The sequence below is a fragment of the Neolewinella marina genome, from assembly GCF_002631205.1.
Lineage (GTDB): Bacteria > Bacteroidota > Bacteroidia > Chitinophagales > Saprospiraceae > Neolewinella > Neolewinella marina.
In genome coordinates this window covers 1,079,070-1,096,103 of the sequence record NZ_PDLO01000001.1, presented here as the reverse complement: position 1 = coordinate 1,096,103, position 17,034 = coordinate 1,079,070, and the positions used below count along the sequence as shown (strand labels likewise).

17 protein-coding genes are annotated in these 17,034 nt (G+C 63.3%); 14 read left to right on the top strand and 3 right to left on the bottom strand.

All coding sequences use genetic code 11. From position 1 onward, the window contains the following. The first annotated feature begins 86 nt into the window (after positions 1-86). From CGL56_RS04535 to queG, 5 genes are all read left to right on the top strand, one after another. On the top strand, positions 87-734 hold the full coding sequence (locus CGL56_RS04535) for a hypothetical protein (protein WP_167641481.1): 648 nt from the start codon (positions 87-89) through the stop codon (positions 732-734). Positions 735-789: 55 nt separating this feature from the next. Next, a complete protein-coding gene (locus CGL56_RS04530) occupies positions 790-2,799 on the top strand; it encodes a thioredoxin domain-containing protein (RefSeq protein ID WP_167641482.1) in 2,010 nt (669 codons plus the stop codon). A gap of 6 nt (positions 2,800-2,805) precedes the next feature. Continuing rightward, complete coding sequence (locus CGL56_RS04525; protein WP_099105283.1) at positions 2,806-3,789, top strand: PorP/SprF family type IX secretion system membrane protein; 984 nt, start codon at positions 2,806-2,808, stop codon at positions 3,787-3,789. A 148-nt stretch (positions 3,790-3,937) separates the two neighbouring features. Further along, positions 3,938-5,170 (top strand): T9SS ring complex lipoprotein PorK/GldK, encoded by a 1,233-nt coding sequence (gene porK, locus CGL56_RS04520; RefSeq protein WP_099105528.1) that lies wholly within the window; start codon positions 3,938-3,940, stop codon positions 5,168-5,170. Positions 5,171-5,235: 65 nt separating this feature from the next. Beyond that, positions 5,236-6,186, top strand: coding sequence for a tRNA epoxyqueuosine(34) reductase QueG (gene queG, locus CGL56_RS04515; RefSeq protein ID WP_099105282.1), 951 nt, complete (start codon positions 5,236-5,238; stop codon positions 6,184-6,186). Here queG and lspA read toward each other — a convergent pair. Continuing rightward, on the bottom strand, positions 6,183-6,698 hold the full coding sequence (lspA, locus tag CGL56_RS04510; protein ID WP_099105281.1) for a signal peptidase II: 516 nt from the start codon (positions 6,696-6,698) through the stop codon (positions 6,183-6,185). The genes queG and lspA overlap by 4 nt on opposite strands. Positions 6,699-6,731: 33 nt before the next feature. Next, on the bottom strand, positions 6,732-8,081 hold the full coding sequence (locus CGL56_RS04505) for a TlpA family protein disulfide reductase (protein WP_209280249.1): 1,350 nt from the start codon (positions 8,079-8,081) through the stop codon (positions 6,732-6,734). Positions 8,082-8,231: 150 nt separating this feature from the next. Here CGL56_RS04505 and CGL56_RS04500 point away from each other — a divergent pair, with 150 nt between their 5' ends. Both CGL56_RS04500 and CGL56_RS04495 read left to right on the top strand, forming a co-directional pair. Next, a complete protein-coding gene (locus tag CGL56_RS04500) occupies positions 8,232-8,711 on the top strand; it encodes a hypothetical protein (protein ID WP_099105280.1) in 480 nt (159 codons plus the stop codon). After that, entirely contained in the window at positions 8,712-9,854 is a 1,143-nt protein-coding gene (locus CGL56_RS04495) for a glycosyltransferase (protein WP_099105279.1), read from the top strand. Here the strand turns inward: CGL56_RS04495 and tsaD are convergent. Then, entirely contained in the window at positions 9,851-10,843 is a 993-nt protein-coding gene (gene tsaD / locus CGL56_RS04490; RefSeq protein ID WP_099105278.1) for a tRNA (adenosine(37)-N6)-threonylcarbamoyltransferase complex transferase subunit TsaD, read from the bottom strand. The two genes, CGL56_RS04495 and tsaD, sit on opposite strands and share 4 nt — an antisense overlap. A gap of 151 nt (positions 10,844-10,994) precedes the next feature. Here tsaD and CGL56_RS04485 point away from each other — a divergent pair, with 151 nt between their 5' ends. From CGL56_RS04485 to CGL56_RS04455, 7 genes are all read left to right on the top strand, one after another. Next, on the top strand, positions 10,995-11,576 hold the full coding sequence (locus CGL56_RS04485; protein ID WP_143470606.1) for a hypothetical protein: 582 nt from the start codon (positions 10,995-10,997) through the stop codon (positions 11,574-11,576). Continuing rightward, on the top strand, positions 11,567-12,415 hold the full coding sequence (locus tag CGL56_RS04480) for a DUF3822 family protein (RefSeq protein ID WP_099105276.1): 849 nt from the start codon (positions 11,567-11,569) through the stop codon (positions 12,413-12,415). The genes CGL56_RS04485 and CGL56_RS04480 overlap by 10 nt, the downstream gene beginning before the upstream one ends. Positions 12,416-12,437: 22 nt before the next feature. Beyond that, complete coding sequence (locus CGL56_RS04475) at positions 12,438-13,004, top strand: RsmD family RNA methyltransferase (RefSeq protein ID WP_099105275.1); 567 nt, start codon at positions 12,438-12,440, stop codon at positions 13,002-13,004. A gap of 80 nt (positions 13,005-13,084) precedes the next feature. Beyond that, a complete protein-coding gene (locus CGL56_RS04470; protein WP_167641483.1) occupies positions 13,085-13,771 on the top strand; it encodes an outer membrane beta-barrel protein in 687 nt (228 codons plus the stop codon). Between the two features lie 70 nt (positions 13,772-13,841). Beyond that, the gene (locus tag CGL56_RS04465; protein ID WP_099105273.1) at positions 13,842-15,383 is read left to right on the top strand and encodes a GH3 family domain-containing protein; all 1,542 of its coding nucleotides are present in this window, start codon (positions 13,842-13,844) and stop codon (positions 15,381-15,383) included. Positions 15,384-15,574: 191 nt separating this feature from the next. Then, positions 15,575-16,252, top strand: coding sequence for a type 1 glutamine amidotransferase domain-containing protein (locus tag CGL56_RS04460; protein WP_099105272.1), 678 nt, complete (start codon positions 15,575-15,577; stop codon positions 16,250-16,252). 239 nt (positions 16,253-16,491) lie between these two features. Beyond that, positions 16,492-16,941 carry a nuclear transport factor 2 family protein gene (locus CGL56_RS04455; RefSeq protein WP_099105526.1) on the top strand — a complete coding sequence of 150 codons (450 nt, stop codon included), beginning with the start codon at positions 16,492-16,494 and terminating at the stop codon, positions 16,939-16,941. Positions 16,942-17,034: the final 93 nt, after the last annotated feature.

Genomic DNA, 17,034 nt, shown 5'->3' with positions numbered 1-17,034 from the left:
TCGTGCAATTGGGCTCGATAGCCAAGGTAATAAACCCGGCGGACGTACCCCCCGGCTCCCCCTGCCGGTTCGTATATATTTGCGGCATGGAACCTTCTGACCTTGATCCGTCGGCGGAACCCGCGCCCCCGCCGGCCCAGCCAGCCTCCAAAAAACGACGGCTGGAGCTCGATCGATCGGACGTCATTGCCCTCATCGCCCTGGCGATCAGCCTGGTGGGTACGCTGGTGGCGATGAAGGAAACCCGCATCCTGCAGGAACAGCAATCCCTGATGGTCGCCCAGCAGTCCGCCAGTGTCCTCCCTTACGTGAACACCAACAAGCAATTTGAGCTGCGATCCGATACCGCCGTACGGGTCGCCCTGAGCGTGGTCAACAGTGGGGTGGGGCCCGCCCTGGTGAGCGAGATGCGCCTTACGCTGGACGACCGGCCGGTCCGCGCCGACTCTCTGGCGGCGGCCATCCGCGAGCGCTATCCGGAAGTGGCGGCCACCCAGGTCCGCAGCAACACCATGGAGGCCGGCGTCCTGCCGGTGGATGCCGACGTGGTACTGGCCACCCTGGAGTTCGACCTGCGGCGGGCTGGATTCGCGGCCGTGAGCGGGGTGATGGACCGCGTCCGCGTCGACATCTGCTACTGCAACGTCTACGGCAGCTGCTGGAAATACCGGGAGGAAGGCTGGAACGAGGCTACGGATGACTGTCCGGCGCCGATGCAGATTCAGGGAGATTGAACCCGCCGGCGAACCCCTCCGCCCGCCCGCGCCTTACCTCCCAAAGCACCCGCCCATGAATCGCCTCCAGCACGAAACCAGCCCCTACCTCCTGCAGCACGCCCACAACCCGGTGGACTGGTACCCCTGGGGAGAAGAAGCCCTGGCCCGCGCCCGCCGGGAAGACAAGCCCATCCTGGTCAGCATCGGATATTCGACCTGCCACTGGTGCCACGTGATGGAGCGCGAGAGCTTTGAGCGGGAGGAAACCGCCCGCATTATGAACGAGCACTTCGTGTGCATCAAGGTGGACCGGGAGGAGCGCCCCGACGTCGACCAGGTGTACATGGACGCCTGCCAGGCCATCAGTGGGGGAGGCGGGTGGCCCCTCAACGCTTTCCTCCTGCCCGACGGGCGACCCTTCTACGCCGGCACCTACTACCCCCCCGAGCCAAAGTACAACCGACCTTCCTGGACCCAGGTAGTCCAGCACCTCGCCCAGACCTTCGCCAACGACCGCGGCAGCCTGGAGGAGCAGGCTGAGCGGCTGGTGGAGAACATCAGTACCGGCAGCGACCGACTGCTCAGGATCGAGCCCCCGCAGGACGGCAGCCAAAGCATGATGGAGCAGCTGCGGGCGGCCTACGACGGCGCGCGCGGCGGGTTCGGCGGGGCACCCAAATTCCCCATGAGCCAGGCCCTGGAGCTGCTGCTTGCCAACGGATTGCTCACCGGAAATAACCAGGACGTCTACTTCGCCGGCCACGGCATGCGCGCCATGCTGGACGGGGGCATCTACGATCAGATCGGAGGTGGCTTCAGCCGCTACACCGTCGACGCCCACTGGCGGGTGCCCCACTTCGAGAAGATGCTCTACGACAACGCCCTGCTGCTGCGGCTGCTCGCCAAACTGCAGATGGCGGCCCCCGACCCCCGCTACCTGCAGGCCATCGGGGAAACCACCGACTGGCTGGAGCGGGAGATGTCGCTGCCTGACGGCGGCTACCGCGCGGCCCTCGACGCCGACAGCGAAGGGGTGGAAGGCAAGTACTACGTCTGGAACTACGAGGAACTGGAAGCCCTGCTGCCCCCCGATGACGTGGAACTGGTGGCCGACTTCTACGGCATCACGCGGGAAGGCAACTGGGAGGAGGAGCACACCAACATCCCCTACCGGCCGGGGTCCCTGCCCACCGTCACCGGCCTGCCCCCCGACGTAGCCGCCGCCAAAATCAAAGCGGCCAGCAAACTGATGGCCGACGCCCGCCGCCAACGCATTCCGCCCGGCGCCGACGACAAGCTCCTCCTGCAGTGGAACGCCCTGCTGGTGTCCGGCTGGTGCTGGTGCTACCGCGCTACGGGCGACGATCGCTACCTGAAGCTGGCGCAAACGCTCTACGATGACCTCGGCCGCCACCTCCAGAAGGACGGTCAGTGGTACCGCAACCTGACCAGCGGACGCCTCGGCGCCCCGGCCTTCCTGGACGACTACGCCGCCCTGGCGGCGGCGGCCCTGGACCTGGGGGAAGTGACGCTGGACCTGGATTACGCCCTGACCGACGCCCGGACCCTGGTGGACCACGTCCTGGACACCTTCTCCGACGACCGGATGACCATGTTCTACCTGCGGCCGCCCACCGACAGTGAACTGCCGGTAGCCACCCAGGACTTCTACGACAACGCCCTGCCCAGCGGCAATTCCCAGATGGCCAGCAACCTCTACCGACTGGGACGGCTCACCGGCGCGGAGCGGTACACCGACCGGGCGGAACGCATGCTGAAAGCCATCGGCGGAGCGGTAAGCCGCTACCCCAGCAGCTTCGCCGGTTGGGGCCTGACCGCCCTGCTCATGCAGCAGCCGGAGCGGGAACTGGTGGTCACCGGACCGGGGGCGCGGGCGGCGGCCCGCCCGTTCCTGTCGGAATACCGACCCGGACTGCTGATCGTCGCATCGGAGGAGGATTCCCATGACCTTCCCTTGCTGCGCAATCGTTACCTTTCGGACCTGCGCTACTTCGTCTGCGAGAACCGCAGCTGCCACCTGCCCGTTGCTACTGCCGAAGCCGCGCGCCAACAACTGAACTGACCAACCATGACCCGCCACCTGTTGCCCCTCGTGTTCATGCTGCTGTTGGGCGGGCTCGCCCCGGTGCACCTCGGGGCCCAGCAACTGGCGCAGTACAGCCTGTACTGGCTCGACCCCGTGCAGTTCAATCCGGGCTACGCCGGCCTGGACAACAGCCTGAGCGTTACGGGCAGCTACCGGACGCAGTGGGTGGGCCTGGACGGGCAACCCAGCGGTCAGCGCCTCAGTGCCCACCTGCCGGTGTACTTCCTCAGCAGCGGATTCGGCGTGGAGGCGGAGCGCGATCAGCTCGGGGCCCGCAGCCTGAACCGTTTCGGCGCCACCTGGAACTACCAACTGGTCACTCCCACGGCCGTCTGGTCGGTGGGCCTGTCCGGGCGCTATTACCAGATGAGTCTTGACGGGGCCGCCCTGCGCACCCCGGACGGCGACTACTCCGAGCCCAATTTCGTGCTTCACAACGACGACCTGTTGCCCAGCGGCAACGAAAGCGCCGGCACCTTCACCCTGGCCGCCGGCATCTACTACCAGGCCGAACGGCTGGAGGGCGGACTATCGGTACGCAACCTTACCGAAAGCGCCCTCTCCTTTCCGGGGCTGGATTACGTGCTGGGCCGGCAGTACCATGGCTACCTGAGGGGCAGCTTCGAGGTGCTGCGGTCCTGGGAGGTAATGCCCATGCTGTTCGGCGTCAGCGACGGGGTGCAGCACCAGCTCAGCGCCGGGGCGATTGCCCGTTACGACGAGAACATTTTTGCCGGGGCAGCTTACCGGGGTTACAATAATCAGACCACGGACGCCATTGTACTCATGGCCGGGTTGAACCTGAGCGATAAATTATCTTTGGCCTACGCCTTCGACGTGACGCTCTCCGAGCTGCAGTCGGTACAGAGCGGCAGCCACGAGATCACGCTGAAGTACAACCTGCGCCAGCGGATCGGTGCCGGGGTGCCGCCGCCGATCATTTTCAACCCCCGGACGAAACAATAACCCGCTTTGTCGGCTTGACGCAAATAGATCACGTCCATTTGTTAAATGTACATACGAGCTTGTCCTTTCGATACTAAGCATGTTTTACCCTTCGTTCCCCCCCTACATACCTTCCCCCTCTAGCCCGAGGAAAATTCCGGTTTTGCGCATGAAAAAGCACTTACAAACAATCCTGGCCGTAGCGATCCTGGCCGTCACCCTTTCCAGCTGCGGTGGCAGCCGGGAAACTGGCGAACTGGTCGGCTCCCTGAACCGACCCACGTGGAAGGGCGTCCAACCCTACGGCATGGTATACGTCCCCTCCGGCTTCGTCCACGTAGGCAACAGCGACCAGGACATCACCGGAACCTTCATCCAGCGCCCGAAGGCCGTGACCATCAACGGCTTCTATATGGACGACACCGAGATCTCGAACAACGAGTACCGGCAGTTCATCGACTGGGTACGCGACTCCATTGCCCACGTGATCCTGGGTGACGTGGACGAAAACGGAAACATCGACTGGGAGATCCCCATCGACTACTCCGACGAAACCCTCGCCGAACTCTACCTCGAGGAGGCCTACGCCGGCCGCCGGCAGGTGAACACCAACCTCTACGAGTACACCTACAGCGAGGTCGACTGGACCGAAGCGTCGCTGGCCCGCCCCCGCGGCATCGACGGACAAGGCATCACCGACTACATCTCCGAGAAGACCGTCAACATCTATCCCGACACCCTCGTCTGGGTACGCGACTTCGCCTACGCCTACAACGAGCCTATGGCCCGGGTGTACTTCAGCCACCCCGCCTACGACAACTACCCCGTAGTGGGCATCGACTGGCACATGGCCCGTGCCTTCAGCCACTGGCGCACCACCCTGTGGAACACCTACAACGAGGAAACCCTCATCGAGGAATTCCGCCTGCCCACCGAATACGAGTTTGAGTACGCCGCCCGCGGTGGCAAGGAGCACGCCCCCTATCCCTGGGGTGGACCCTACGCCCGCAACAGCAAGGGCTGTCTGCTCGCCAACTTCAAGCCCGGCCGCGGCAACTACGCCGACGACGGCGGCTCCTACACCGTCCCCGTGGATGCCTACTACCCCAACGACTACGGCCTCTACAACATGGCCGGTAACGTAGCCGAATGGACCATCACCGCCTTCCAGGAGAACGCCACCAGCTTTGTCCACGACTTCAACCCCGATATCCGCTACAACGCCAAGGACGATGATCCCATCTCCTACAAGCGGAAGGTGATCCGTGGCGGCAGCTGGAAGGACATCAGCTTCTACCTGCAGAACGGCACCCGCACCTACGAATACCAGGACACCACCAAGTCCTACATCGGCTTCCGCAACGTCATGTCGTTCACCGGCCGATCCATCAACGACTTCTAGGAACCCACTACAGCGCATACCTTTGAACGGCCGCTCCGATCCCGGGGCGGCCGTTCCTTTTTGTCATGAACCCTACCCAACTCGCCACCCTCATCAAGACCACCGCCTACGACCTGGGCTTCGGCTTCGTGGGCATTGCCCGGGCGGAGCGGATGGAACCGGAGGAGGCGCGGCTGGAGGCCTGGCTCAACGCCGGCCACCACGGCACGATGCGGTGGATGGAGAACCACTTCGACAAGCGGGTGGACCCCACCAAGTTGGTGCCGGGAGCCCGCTCCGTAGTCTCCCTGCTGTACAACTACTTCCCCGCCGACGATACCCCCAGCCGGGAAGCCCCCAAGCTGGCCCGCTACGCCTACGGGGAAGACTACCACCGGGTAGTGCGCGGCAAGCTGCGGGAACTGGTGGCCCGCCTCGAGGAATCGATCGGTGCGCCCATCGACGGACGGGTCTTCGTAGACAGCGCCCCGGTGCTGGAGCGCGACTGGGCGGCACGGGCGGGCACCGGCTGGACGGGCAAGAATACCCTGCTCCTGAACCCGAAAGCCGGAAGCTACTTCTTCCTGGCGGAAATCATCTCCGACCTGGCGCCCGCTACGGATACCGGCATTCGCGACCACTGCGGCACCTGCACCCGCTGCATTGAAGCCTGCCCCACGGAAGCCATCAGTCCGGCGGGCTACGTGGTCGACGGCAGCCGCTGCATCAGCTACCTCACCATTGAATTGCGGGAGGCGATCCCGGAGGAATTCCGGGGCCGGATGGAGGGATGGGCCTTCGGCTGCGACATCTGCCAGGAGGTGTGCCCCTGGAACCGCTTCAGTACGCCGCACCGGGAACCGGCCTTCGAGCCCCACCCCGACCTGCCGGGCATGGGGGAGCGGGAGTGGCGGGAAATGACGGAGGAGGTCTTCCGGCGGGTCTTCCAGAAATCGGCGGTGAAGCGGACCAAGTTCAGCGGACTGCGCCGCAACATTGATTTCCTGGCGGAGGGGACGGACCCCGTGGAGGATTAACCTGCGGTTTCCCGCTCTTCCTCCGGCGACGGTGCCGGCCGCAGGGCGAACGGCAGCATGATGAACATACCGCCCATGATGGCCATATCCGCCACGTTGAAGATGCCGGTCTGCAGACCGAAGGCCTTCAGGTGTAGCATGTCGACCACGTGGCCGTAGAGCAGGCGATCGACGATGTTGCTGAGGCCACCCCCGACGATGAGGGCCAGGGCCACGACCTGCCAGCCGTTGAGGAACTTCTCCTTGAAGATGTAGTACAGCAGGGCCACCAGCAGCAGGGCGGGGAAGAGGTTCAGCAGCAGCGGCCGCCAGAAGTCGTTCAGTCCGGAACCGATGCTCAGGAAGGCGCCGGTGTTGTGGACGTGGGTGAGCCGCAGCACGCCGTTGAAGAAGAACTGGTCGGGCTCCCCCTGGAGGTGGACGGTGGCCAGGTACTTGGTCCACTGGTCCAGGCCAACGGTGACGCCTACAACCACGAGTACGACGATCAGCCGCGATTTAAAAGTTTTCATTGGGGCAAAGTTAGCGCCTGAACGGCTAGTCGACTACCGGGCACCGAGGATCTCTTGCAGTTTTCGTTCCAGTTCGGCACCCCGCAGGTTGCGGGCCACGATTTTCCCGTCGGGATTGAGGAGCACCGTCTGCGGGATGCTGGTCACGCCGTACAGCTGGGCAAAGTCGCTGCGCCACCCCTTCAGGTCGGAAACGTGGAGCCAGCCGAGCTCGTCGGCCTCGATGGCCTGCAGCCACCGCTCGCGGCGGTCGTCGAGGCTTACGCCCAGGATCTCAAAACCCTGGGCCTTGTATTTCTTGTACATGCGCACCACGTTGGGGTTCTCCCGGCGGCAGGGTCCGCACCAGCTGGCCCAGAAATCGAGCAGCACGTACTGTCCGCGCAGGCTGGCCAGCCGCAGGGAATCTCCATCGGGCGTGAGGCCGGTGAAGTCGGGCGCGGTAGCCCCCACGATGAAGCTGCGCAGGGCATCGGACTGCCGCTGCAGTACGGCGGTGGGTCCGGGATAGATCGTGGCGTACTCTTCGACCAGGCGGTCGGCTACCGCGGCGGTAGCGGGGTGCTTGGCCGGAAGCAGGGCGGCCAGGGCTCCGCTGCGGGCCAGGAAGCGGGCGCGGCTGCCGGCCGGCCACCGGTCGGTCTGATCGAGCACGATCCGGGCCAGGGCGGGGCCGTCGAACTGCCGGACCAGGTTGTTGGTGAAGCTGCGGCCGGCCTCGTAGGTCCACGACAGCTCATTGTAGCCGGGGTCGGTGAAGTCCACGAACCGGAAGTAGGTGTCCACGTAGTGCTCCAGCGGATTGGCGTAGCGGCCGCTGTCGGCGGAGTAATGGCTCAGGTAGGTATTCAGGCTGGCAATGCGCCCCAGCAAGGGGTATTCCTTCTGCAAACGGGCGACCAGGGCCTCCTTCTCGGCGTCCAGTTCCCGCATCATCTCCCGCCCTTCCCGGTTGACGCGGGCGTCCTGGATGACCTCGATGTCCTGCTGCAGGGTAGTGTAGCGCTCGTGGAAGGCCTCGAAGGTTTCGTTCAGCTCCTGGTAGGCGGTATTGATGGCACTGCCCCGGAGGTCCGCCTGCCGGAACTGTCCGCAACGCCCGGTAACCTCTACGGCGGCGTCCTGGCCCAGGATGATGGGCAGCACATCGGCCCCCGAGCTGCCCAGGTAGAGGAATTGGGGCCCGTCGAGTTGGAGGGTGGTGCGGTATACTCCCGCGGCGACCGTGGTCAGCGTATCCAGGGGTTCGAAGCCGGCCCCGGTGAAGGTGAAGAGCTGGGGCGGCTGCTTGCAACCGGCGGCGGTGGCCGTCAGCGTCACGTCGCGCTGGGCGCTCAGCAGGGTGGCGGCCAAGAGGCCGAAAAGGGTCAGGAATACACGCATGGTGCGAATTTAGGGCTTGCCCCGGGTAAGGCCCGTCCCGCCGGCGACGCGGAGCGCAGATTGCTCGATGAAAAGGGGCATTCCGCCGAAAAAGGCCGGCTGACGGGAGGCCCCTCCCAACCCAGGATAGGCCTGAGCCGTTTACCTCGCATGGCAACTTACCGCTCTCCTTTTGACCGCTCGCCGATCGGCACCGTAGCCAGCATCATCATCACCATCGTGGTGCTCTACTTCCTGTTCACCCTCGTGGGTTGGCTCATCGGTATGCTCTACCGTTTCTCGCCCCTCATCCTGGTGGCCGCCCTCATCATCGACTACAAGGTGGTGTTGGGTTACCTCAAGGGCATCAAGAAGCTTTTCGACCGCAACCCGATTTACGGCCTCCTCGCCGCCGGGGCTACCGTGGTCCTTTACCCCTTCGTCTTCCTTTACTTCCTGGGCATGGCCCTCTTCAAGAAGAAGGTGAAGGAGGCACGCCGCGAGGCCGACATCCGCCGCAATGGCAAATGGGTAGACTACGAGGAGGTTCCCGAGGAGCCCCTCGATATCGATACCCACTACGAGGAGCTGCCGCCGCCGCCCGCCCCCCGCCGCCGCGATGAGCCCGGGTACGACGAGTATTTCAAGTAAGTGCTGGGCTGGCTAGCGGCCTGTACGCCGCCCCTGCTCTCCCTGATCTACCTGGTCTGGCAAGAACGCAATCTCCGGAACTGGCAACGGGCCACCCGGGTGACCACCGCCGCTTCCCCCGTTGCCCATCTGCCCACGGTGGCCGTTATCGTTCCCTTCCGCAATGAGGCGGATCATTTGCCCTTGCTGCTGCAGGACCTGTTGTCCCAGGATTATCCCACCGATCGGTACGAAGTTATTCTGGTGGATGACCATTCCGAGGATGGCGCGCTCGCGGGTGCCGGGCCGCTTCCTGCTAATGTCCGGGTCCTCCGGCTCGCCGACCATCCGGAAGTCCTCACCGGCAAGGCCTACAAGAAAGCCGCCCTCCAGCTGGGCATCTCCGCGACGACCGCAGAGGTCATCGTTACCACCGACGCCGACTGCCGCTGCCCCCCCGGCTGGTTAGCCACGATCGGTGGGAGGTTCTCCGACGGGGCGGATGTAGTGCTCGGCCCGGTAATGATCGCTCCGGCAACGGACTTCTGCAGCGCCTTCCAGGCCCTGGATCTCCTCGCTTACCAGCTCTTCACCGCCGCCACCGTGGCGGCGGGCACCCCGGCCCTGGCCAACGGGGCCAACTTTGCCTTCCGCCGCGCCACTTTCCGGGCGGTGGGGGGGTACGCCGGAGTTGACCACCTGCCTTCCGGCGACGACGTGCTTTTACTGCACAAGATCTCCGCCCACGGCGGATGGTCGGTGGAGGCGGTTACCGACCGCCAGGCTCTGGCAACTACCCGGCCGGTTCCCGGTTGGCGGGCCCTGTGGCGGCAGCGGTTGCGCTGGGCGGGGAAGGCTAGCCACTACGGCAGTGCCGCCCTGAATCAGGCGCAAGCCCTGGCCTTTGCTACTTCTCTGGGTATCCTGGGAGGATTGATCGTGGGCATCTGGCAGCCCGCCGTTGCTTTGGGGGCGCTGCTGGCCTGGGGGATCAAGGCGGGCATCGACCGGAGGCTGCTCGGAGCGGTCTGTACCCGTTATGGTCAGGAGACATTGCTGCGGTGGTATCCGGCGGCCCAGTTGCTCTATCCTTTTTATCTGGTTGCCGTAGGGTCCGCGGCCCTGCTGGGCTTTCGCAGCAGCTGGAAGGGGCGGCGGGCCTAGAGACGGGCGGCGGGGGCCACGTCCTGGCCGACAAAAATGCCCTGTTCGTACTTGAAGGTGGCCGTTACGCCGATCATGGCCGCGTTGTCGGTGCAGTATTCCAGCCGGGGCACGAAGGTTTGCCAGCCGCGCTCGGTACCGGTAGTCTCGAGCCGCTGCCGCAGTTCCCGGTTGGCGGAGACCCCGCCGGCCAGGGCGATGCGTTGCAGGCCGGTTTGCTCGCTGGCGGCAATGAGTTTGCGCAGCAGGGTACTTATAATGGCGTCCTGGATGGACGCGCAGATGTCGTGGAGGTGGTTGCGGACGTAGTCCTCCTCCTCCCGGGCCTTGCGCTGCAGGGTATAGAGAATGCTGGTCTTCAGCCCGCTGAAGCTGAAGTCGAGTCCCCCGGGGTCGGGCTGGGCGAAGTCCAGTTCGGGCCGCCCCAGGGCGGCCAGCTTGTCGATCTCGGGGCCGGCGGGGTAGGGCAGGCCGAGCAGCTTGCCGGACTTGTCGAAGGCCTCGCCCGCCGCGTCGTCGATGGTGCGGCCGATGATCTCCTGTTCCAGCGCGGAGCGGACCACCACCAGCTGGGTGTGGCCGCCGGAGACGGTCAGGCAGAGGAAGGGAAACTCCGGCTTCGGCTCCTCGGCGAAGTGGGCCAGCACATGGGCCTGCATGTGGTCCACCTCGATCAGGGGGATGTTGCGGGCCAGGGCGAAGGCCTTGGCAAAACTCACGCCCACCATGAGGGAGCCAATGAGGCCCGGCCCCCGGGTGAAAGCCACGGCATCTACGTCCGCGCCGGAAACCCCCGCCCGGCGGAGCGCTACCTCCACGGTAGGCACGATATTGCGCTGGTGGGCCCGGCTGGCGTATTCGGGGACTACCCCGCCGTATTCGACGTGGACCCCCTGGCTGGCGGTGACATTGCTGAGTACGCGACCGTCCCTGACCACGGCGGCCGAAGTGTCGTCGCAGCTGGATTCAATGGCGAGGATGGTGGACATGGGGCGCGAAGGTAGTACGGTCGGCAGGAAATTGTGGGTCGCCCATACACCAAAAGCACCGGCGGCCGCATCTTAGCGGCGTATATTTATCCCCGGCCGCTTCCACGGCTTAAGGGAAATGTTTTATACTTGCACAAACTAACAGCTCACGATGCGTAAAATATTTAGTCTGGCCTTCATGGTCCTCGCCTTCTTCCTCGGCTGGCTGCTCTACCGCAGTATCGAAGAACCCATCACCTTCGCCGATGAGCGGGCGGTCCGTCAGGATGCGGTTGCGGAAAAGCTGAAGACGATTCGGACTACGCAGGAAATGTACCGTGACATCACCGGGGTATTCGCGCCTAACTTCGACACCCTCAAGCAGGTGCTGCGGAACGAGCGCTTCATGGAAGTAAGAATCATCGGTGACCCCGACGATCCCGATTTCGACCCCACCACCGCCTACGATACCATCTACTCGCCGGCCATCGACAGCGTAGAGGCCCTGGGCATCAACCTGGATGACCTGGAGATCGTACCCTTCACCGAAAACGTGAGCTTCGAGATTTCCGCCGACACCATCGACTACCAGTCGACCAAGGTGCCCGTCGTGCAGGTAGGTATCCCCTACAAGGAGTTCATGGGCCGCTTCGCCGACGCCCGCTTCAAGCGCTACGACCAGCGCTACGACCCCAACAAGCCGATCAAATTCGGTGACCTGAGCAAGCCCAGCTTGGCGGGGAATTGGGAGTAAGTAACTACGATATTGCCACTGCGGCCTTCCGGCGCGACCGGACGCAGGATTACGAACTGTCCATCCTTACGGGGGTGGACAGTTTTGCGTATATCATCCGCGACCGCACCCAGAACCAGCTGCTGGCCTACCGCTCCTACAGCTTCGGCCGGGAGGAGCAGACCGACTACCCGGCGGCCCTGCAGCGACTCATCGCCGCCGACGAGCGACTCCAGGACACCCGCTACGGCAAGACGGTGCTGGCCTGGGACACCCCGGTGCTCACCCTGGTGCCGGCCGCCCTCTACACGCCGGGGAACCCCACCGCCTACCTCGACCAGCTGACGGTGATCGGCCTCGACGATGAGGTGCGCCACGAGCACTTCCAGGAACTGGACGGCGAGCTCATCTACGCCGCCCGCCGCGACCACATCCACGCCGCGGAGGAGCAGCTCCACGCCCTGCGTACCCAGCACTACGGCGGCGCCCTGCTTACGGCCTGGGGCCGGCGGTCCCGCCGCCTGGGCGAAGAATCGATCTCCTGTTCGATCCGCGACAACCGCCTCTTCCTGGCCGGCCACCGCAACGGGGCACTATTGTACTTCAACACCTTTCGGTACGACAACTCCCAGGATGGGGTCTACTACCTCCTCCTGGCCTTTGACCAGTGTGGCTTCACCCCGGACCGGGTACCCCTCTACCTCAGCGGGGAGGTAACCACCAGCGGTGAACTTTACAACCAGTTTTACCGCTACGTAGAGGACGTCCGCTTCAGTGCCTACCCAACGCCCCCGGCGGCGCCGCCGGAACTGTCGGGGCTGCCCCCCCACCTTTACTTCGACCTCCTTTGCCTGGGCTAAGCCCGGCCGTAAACCTACTGTCATGCGTATCATTTCGGGGAAATTCAAGGGCCGCCGCTTCACCCCGCCCGCCGACAACTGGCCGACGCGGCCCACCACCGACTACGCCAAGGAAGGTCTGTTCAACCTGCTCAACAACCGCCTCTATTTCGAGGACCAGCGGGTGCTCGACCTGTTCGGCGGTACCGGCAGCCACGACTACGAGTGGATCAGCCGCGGCTGCTGCGACGTGACCTATGTGGACAAACACGGCCCCGCGGTGGCCTTCGTCAAGCAGACCATTGCCACCCTGGGGGTGGAAGAGTGCATCCAGATCCTGCGCATGGATGTCTTCCGCTTCCTCGAGCGGCCCGTCAGCCAGCCCTACACCTACATTTTCGCCGGCCCCCCTTACCCGCTGCCCAACATCCCGGAACTGCCCGACCTGGTGTTCAACGCCGGGCTGATCGCCCCCGGTGGGCTCTTCGTGCTCGAACACAACCCCCACCACGATTTCAGTGAGGACCCCCGTTGTACCGAAGTGCGGAAGTACGGAAAAACGATCTTCAGCTTTTTCCAGACGGAGGCGGAAGAGGATAGTGAGGAATAATGCATGCGCCTGACCAAAGTCAGGCTCCTCTGGTAGGTCATTTTGCCGCCAGGCTGCGTTATAGGGCCAAATCTTCCGGCATGCGCTTCCTGCTGATCTGCTTTCTATTGTTCTCTACGCTGCTTTCCGCCCAGACCCTGGAGCGGAGTTTCGGCCTGGAGGTAGCTCCCCACTACAACCAGCGGCGGATTTCGGGAACCAACAACATCACCTTCACCCAGCTGGACCGCATCGACAGCCTTGAGACCGGATCAGCGGGCTACGTCCTTGGCCTAAGCTACGAATCGCGGGTCGACCGCATCGGCTACACCACCGGCATCCGCTACGCCCGGGTGGGCTACGCTACCCTGGAGCAGGAATCGGGGCAGCAGACTACCTTCTCCGACCGGGTCACGGGCCACTACCTTTCGCTGCCCTTCGAGATCAACTTCTACCAGGACGTCTCCGAAAAGGATCGGGCGCTGTTCCTCCTCGGCGTAGCCGGACAGTACCACCTGGGCACCCGCACCCGGCGGACCTCCTTTTCGGACGGGGGAGAAACGGGATCCGAGGTCCTCGCCGACGATGCCACCTACCGGCCCGTGGTCCTCTCGTTCATTACCGGCATCGGCTACGACCGCAAGCTGTCCAGCGACTGGGCCATCCGCTTCCAGCCCACCTTCCAGTTTTTCCTGAACGGCAACCTGCGGCCGGATACCGACATCCTGGCCAACCGCAACTACTACCAGGTGGGGCTGCGCGTCGTGGTGCGGAGATTGTTTATCTGACGGGGCGAACGCGGCATTTGAAAGTTGCGTTCGGGAAGGACGATCCTGTCTCACCCTAGCCTTTCCCCTTATGGCCTTCTACGGACACGTTATTAAAGCCCTGATCCGCACCAAGCACACCTTACTCCCCCACGAACCCTCCGATCCCGCCGCCGCCCAGGAAGAGCAGCTGCGCGACCTGCTCGAGACCGCCAAGGACACCGCCTTCGGTAAGTACTACAACTTCTCCCGCATCCTGGAGGCGGACGACATCCGCCAGGCCTACCGCGAGGAGGTACCCATCCACGATTACGAAACGATGAACGAGGAGTGGTGGAAAAAGCAGCGCCACGACCCGGACATCACCTGGCCCGGTCGCCCGCGCTTCTTCGCCCTCAGCAGCGGCACCACCGGCAAGAAAAGCAAGCGCATCCCCGTCACCGACGATATGCTGGAGTGCACCCAGCGGGTGGGCCGCGCCCAGGCCGAATGCCTCGCGAACTTCGATTTCGACGCCGACCTCTTCGAGAAGGACATCCTCATGCTGACCAGCTCCGCCGACCTGCGGGAACGCGACGGGTACAAGGAAGGGGAGATCAGCGGCATCAACGTGAGCAACATGCCCGAATTCATGGAGGGCGTGTACAAGCCCGGACTGGAAATTGCCCAGATCGAGGACTGGGACGAGCGGGTGCAGCGCATCGCCGAGGAAGCCCCCAATTGGGACGTGGGTGCCCTGGCTGGTATCCCCTCCTGGATGGTCATGATGCTGCGCAAGGTGATCGAGCACAACAAGCTGACGAACATCCACGAGATCTGGCCCAACCTCTCCATCTACACCACGGGAGGCGTGGCCTTTGAGCCCTACCGGCAGACCTTCGAGAGGTTGCTGGACCACCCCATCACCATCATGGACACCTACCTGGCCAGCGAGGGCTTCTTCGCCTTCAACGCCCGCCCGGATACCATGGCCATGGAGCTGGCGCTGGACCACGGCATGTACTTCGAGTTCGTACCCCACGACGCGCGGGGCTTCGATGAGACGGGCACTATGCTGAAGAAGCCCGAGGTCTTCGATTACCGTCAGGTAGAGGAGGGGGTTGACTACGCCCTCATCGTCTCCACCCCCGCCGGCGCCTGGCGCTACATGATCGGCGATACGATCAAGTTCACCGACCTCAGCCGCATGGAGATGGTCATTTCCGGCCGCACGAAATATTTCCTCAACGTGGTGGGAAGCCAACTTTCCGAGGAGAAACTCAACAAGGCCATCGCCGAGCTGAACAAGCAGACCGGGGCGGCGGTCAAGGAATTTACTGTCGGCGCCCTGAAGCGGGAAGAAGACGGGGAGTACATCCACCAGTGGGTGCTCGGCCTCGAGAGCGGTGACCTCGACCCTCAGCGGGCGGAGCAAATTCTCGATGAGCACCTGCAGGACGCCAACAAGAACTACAAGGTGGCCCGCCAGAAAGCCCTGAAGGGACTGCGCGTGCGCGTCGAGCCGGCAGACCGCCTCTACGCCTACCTCGAGCAGACCAAGAAGAAGGGCGGGCAAATCAAGTTCCCGAAGGTGATGCCGGAGGAGAAGCTGCGGGAGCTGCTGGCGTTTTTGGGGGGCTCGTCCAAGGGTTAGTGGTCGGACGGGTTAGTGGTCCGACCACTTAAGTCGTCCGACCACTTTCCCTTGGACCACTAAGTCGTCCAACGATTTAGCGTTGGACGAACTCAAACATTCTCAGCCCCCTGCCATTAAAAAGGGACACACCTGGCTCGAGCTGGCCGGCCAGCGGAACCCATCTTTTTTCCTAACCAAACCATCCCACCATGAACGTCCTATTCGTACTCACCTCCCACGACAAGCTGGGCGATACCGGCAAGAAGACCGGATTCTGGATCGAGGAGTTCGCCGCTCCCTACTACACCCTGCTCGACAAGGGCGCGAACATCACCGTAGCCACCCCCAAGGGCGGAAAGGCTCCGATCGACCCCAGCAGCGACACCGAAGACGCCCAAACCGAAGACACCCGTCGGTTTAAGCAGGACGAAAAGGCCCAGCAGGTAATCAACAACACCAAAAAACTGAGTGAAGTCTCCGCCGATGACTTCGACGCCGTCTTTTACCCCGGCGGTCATGGCCCCCTCTGGGACCTGGCTGAGGACAAGACTTCCATTGAGCTAATCGAAACCTTCAACGAACAGGAGAAGCCCATCGCTTTCGTCTGTCACGCCCCGGCGGCGCTGAAGCACGTCAAGGATGCGCAGGGAGAACCCCTCGTTAAAGGAAAGAAAGTCGCCGGTTTCACCAACAGCGAAGAAGAAGCGGTCCAACTCACCGATGTCGTCCCCTTCCTCGTCGAGGATATGCTGAAGCGCAACGGGGGCAATTACACCAAGGCGGCCGACTGGAACGTCCACGTCGTCCAGGATGGCAACCTCATTACTGGCCAGAATCCGGCCAGCTCTAACAAGGTGGCCGAAATGCTTTACGCAGCGGTCAAGTAGGATACTGAATTTAATTGAGAAGCCTGCATTCCTTGGGGGAATGCAGGCTTCTGAGTTTCCAGACAGGCCTTCGTCCAACCACCAAACGGCGGACCAGCCCCTGCCCCCCGCCCCCATAATCCGTAAGCAGGGTAGGCATTCCCGTAATCCGGGTCAGATAGCGCTGGTTACAGGCCCTACCTTGTGGCTGAATGCGGCTGCTCAACGCCAGTCCCTCGCCCCTGCCCAAAATCGATACCATGAAATCAGTTTTCACCGCCCTGTTCGTACTTGCCCTCTCCACCGTTTCCTGGTCACAGGCCAGCAGTCCGGAGCAACGCATTGCCGTACTGTCCAAAACCAAGTGGGAGTGGATGGCCGACAAGCAGATAGACAGCCTGGCTATCCTCTTCGACGACCGGTCCAGATTCGTGCACATGAGCGGCACCTGGGGCAAGGAGCGTGAGCTGGAAATCATCGAAAGCGGGAGCATTCACTACAAGCAGGCCGACGTCCACGACGTCGTGGTTGAAGTTTTCGGTAACACGGCCATTGTGTGGAACCGCATTACCCTCATCGCCCACGTGCGGGGCAATGAGGTTTCTAATGAGTTCACCGTGACGGAAGTGTACCAGCAGCGGGCCGGCGAATGGAAGATGCTGGACCTGACCTTCAGCAGCGTCCGGGATACTCACGCCCTGGAGCACTAGCCCTGGTTGGTCGGAGGACTTAAGTCGTCCGACCACTAACCCGTCGGACCACTTAAGTCGTCCGACCACTTTACATTGGACCACTAAGTCGTC

Coding starts and splice junctions, on each gene's coding strand:
- CGL56_RS04535 (WP_167641481.1), top strand. CDS start 87: ATGGAACCTTCTGACCTTGATCCGTCGGCGGAACCCGCGCCCCCGCCG.
- CGL56_RS04530 (WP_167641482.1), top strand. CDS start 790: ATGAATCGCCTCCAGCACGAAACCAGCCCCTACCTCCTGCAGCACGCC.
- CGL56_RS04525 (WP_099105283.1), top strand. CDS start 2,806: ATGACCCGCCACCTGTTGCCCCTCGTGTTCATGCTGCTGTTGGGCGGG.
- porK (WP_099105528.1), top strand. CDS start 3,938: ATGAAAAAGCACTTACAAACAATCCTGGCCGTAGCGATCCTGGCCGTC.
- queG (WP_099105282.1), top strand. CDS start 5,236: ATGAACCCTACCCAACTCGCCACCCTCATCAAGACCACCGCCTACGAC.
- lspA (WP_099105281.1), bottom strand. CDS start 6,698: ATGAAAACTTTTAAATCGCGGCTGATCGTCGTACTCGTGGTTGTAGGC.
- CGL56_RS04505 (WP_209280249.1), bottom strand. CDS start 8,081: ATGCGTGTATTCCTGACCCTTTTCGGCCTCTTGGCCGCCACCCTGCTG.
- CGL56_RS04500 (WP_099105280.1), top strand. CDS start 8,232: ATGGCAACTTACCGCTCTCCTTTTGACCGCTCGCCGATCGGCACCGTA.
- tsaD (WP_099105278.1), bottom strand. CDS start 10,843: ATGTCCACCATCCTCGCCATTGAATCCAGCTGCGACGACACTTCGGCC.
- CGL56_RS04485 (WP_143470606.1), top strand. CDS start 10,995: ATGCGTAAAATATTTAGTCTGGCCTTCATGGTCCTCGCCTTCTTCCTC.
- CGL56_RS04475 (WP_099105275.1), top strand. CDS start 12,438: ATGCGTATCATTTCGGGGAAATTCAAGGGCCGCCGCTTCACCCCGCCC.
- CGL56_RS04470 (WP_167641483.1), top strand. CDS start 13,085: ATGCGCTTCCTGCTGATCTGCTTTCTATTGTTCTCTACGCTGCTTTCC.
- CGL56_RS04465 (WP_099105273.1), top strand. CDS start 13,842: ATGGCCTTCTACGGACACGTTATTAAAGCCCTGATCCGCACCAAGCAC.
- CGL56_RS04460 (WP_099105272.1), top strand. CDS start 15,575: ATGAACGTCCTATTCGTACTCACCTCCCACGACAAGCTGGGCGATACC.
- CGL56_RS04455 (WP_099105526.1), top strand. CDS start 16,492: ATGAAATCAGTTTTCACCGCCCTGTTCGTACTTGCCCTCTCCACCGTT.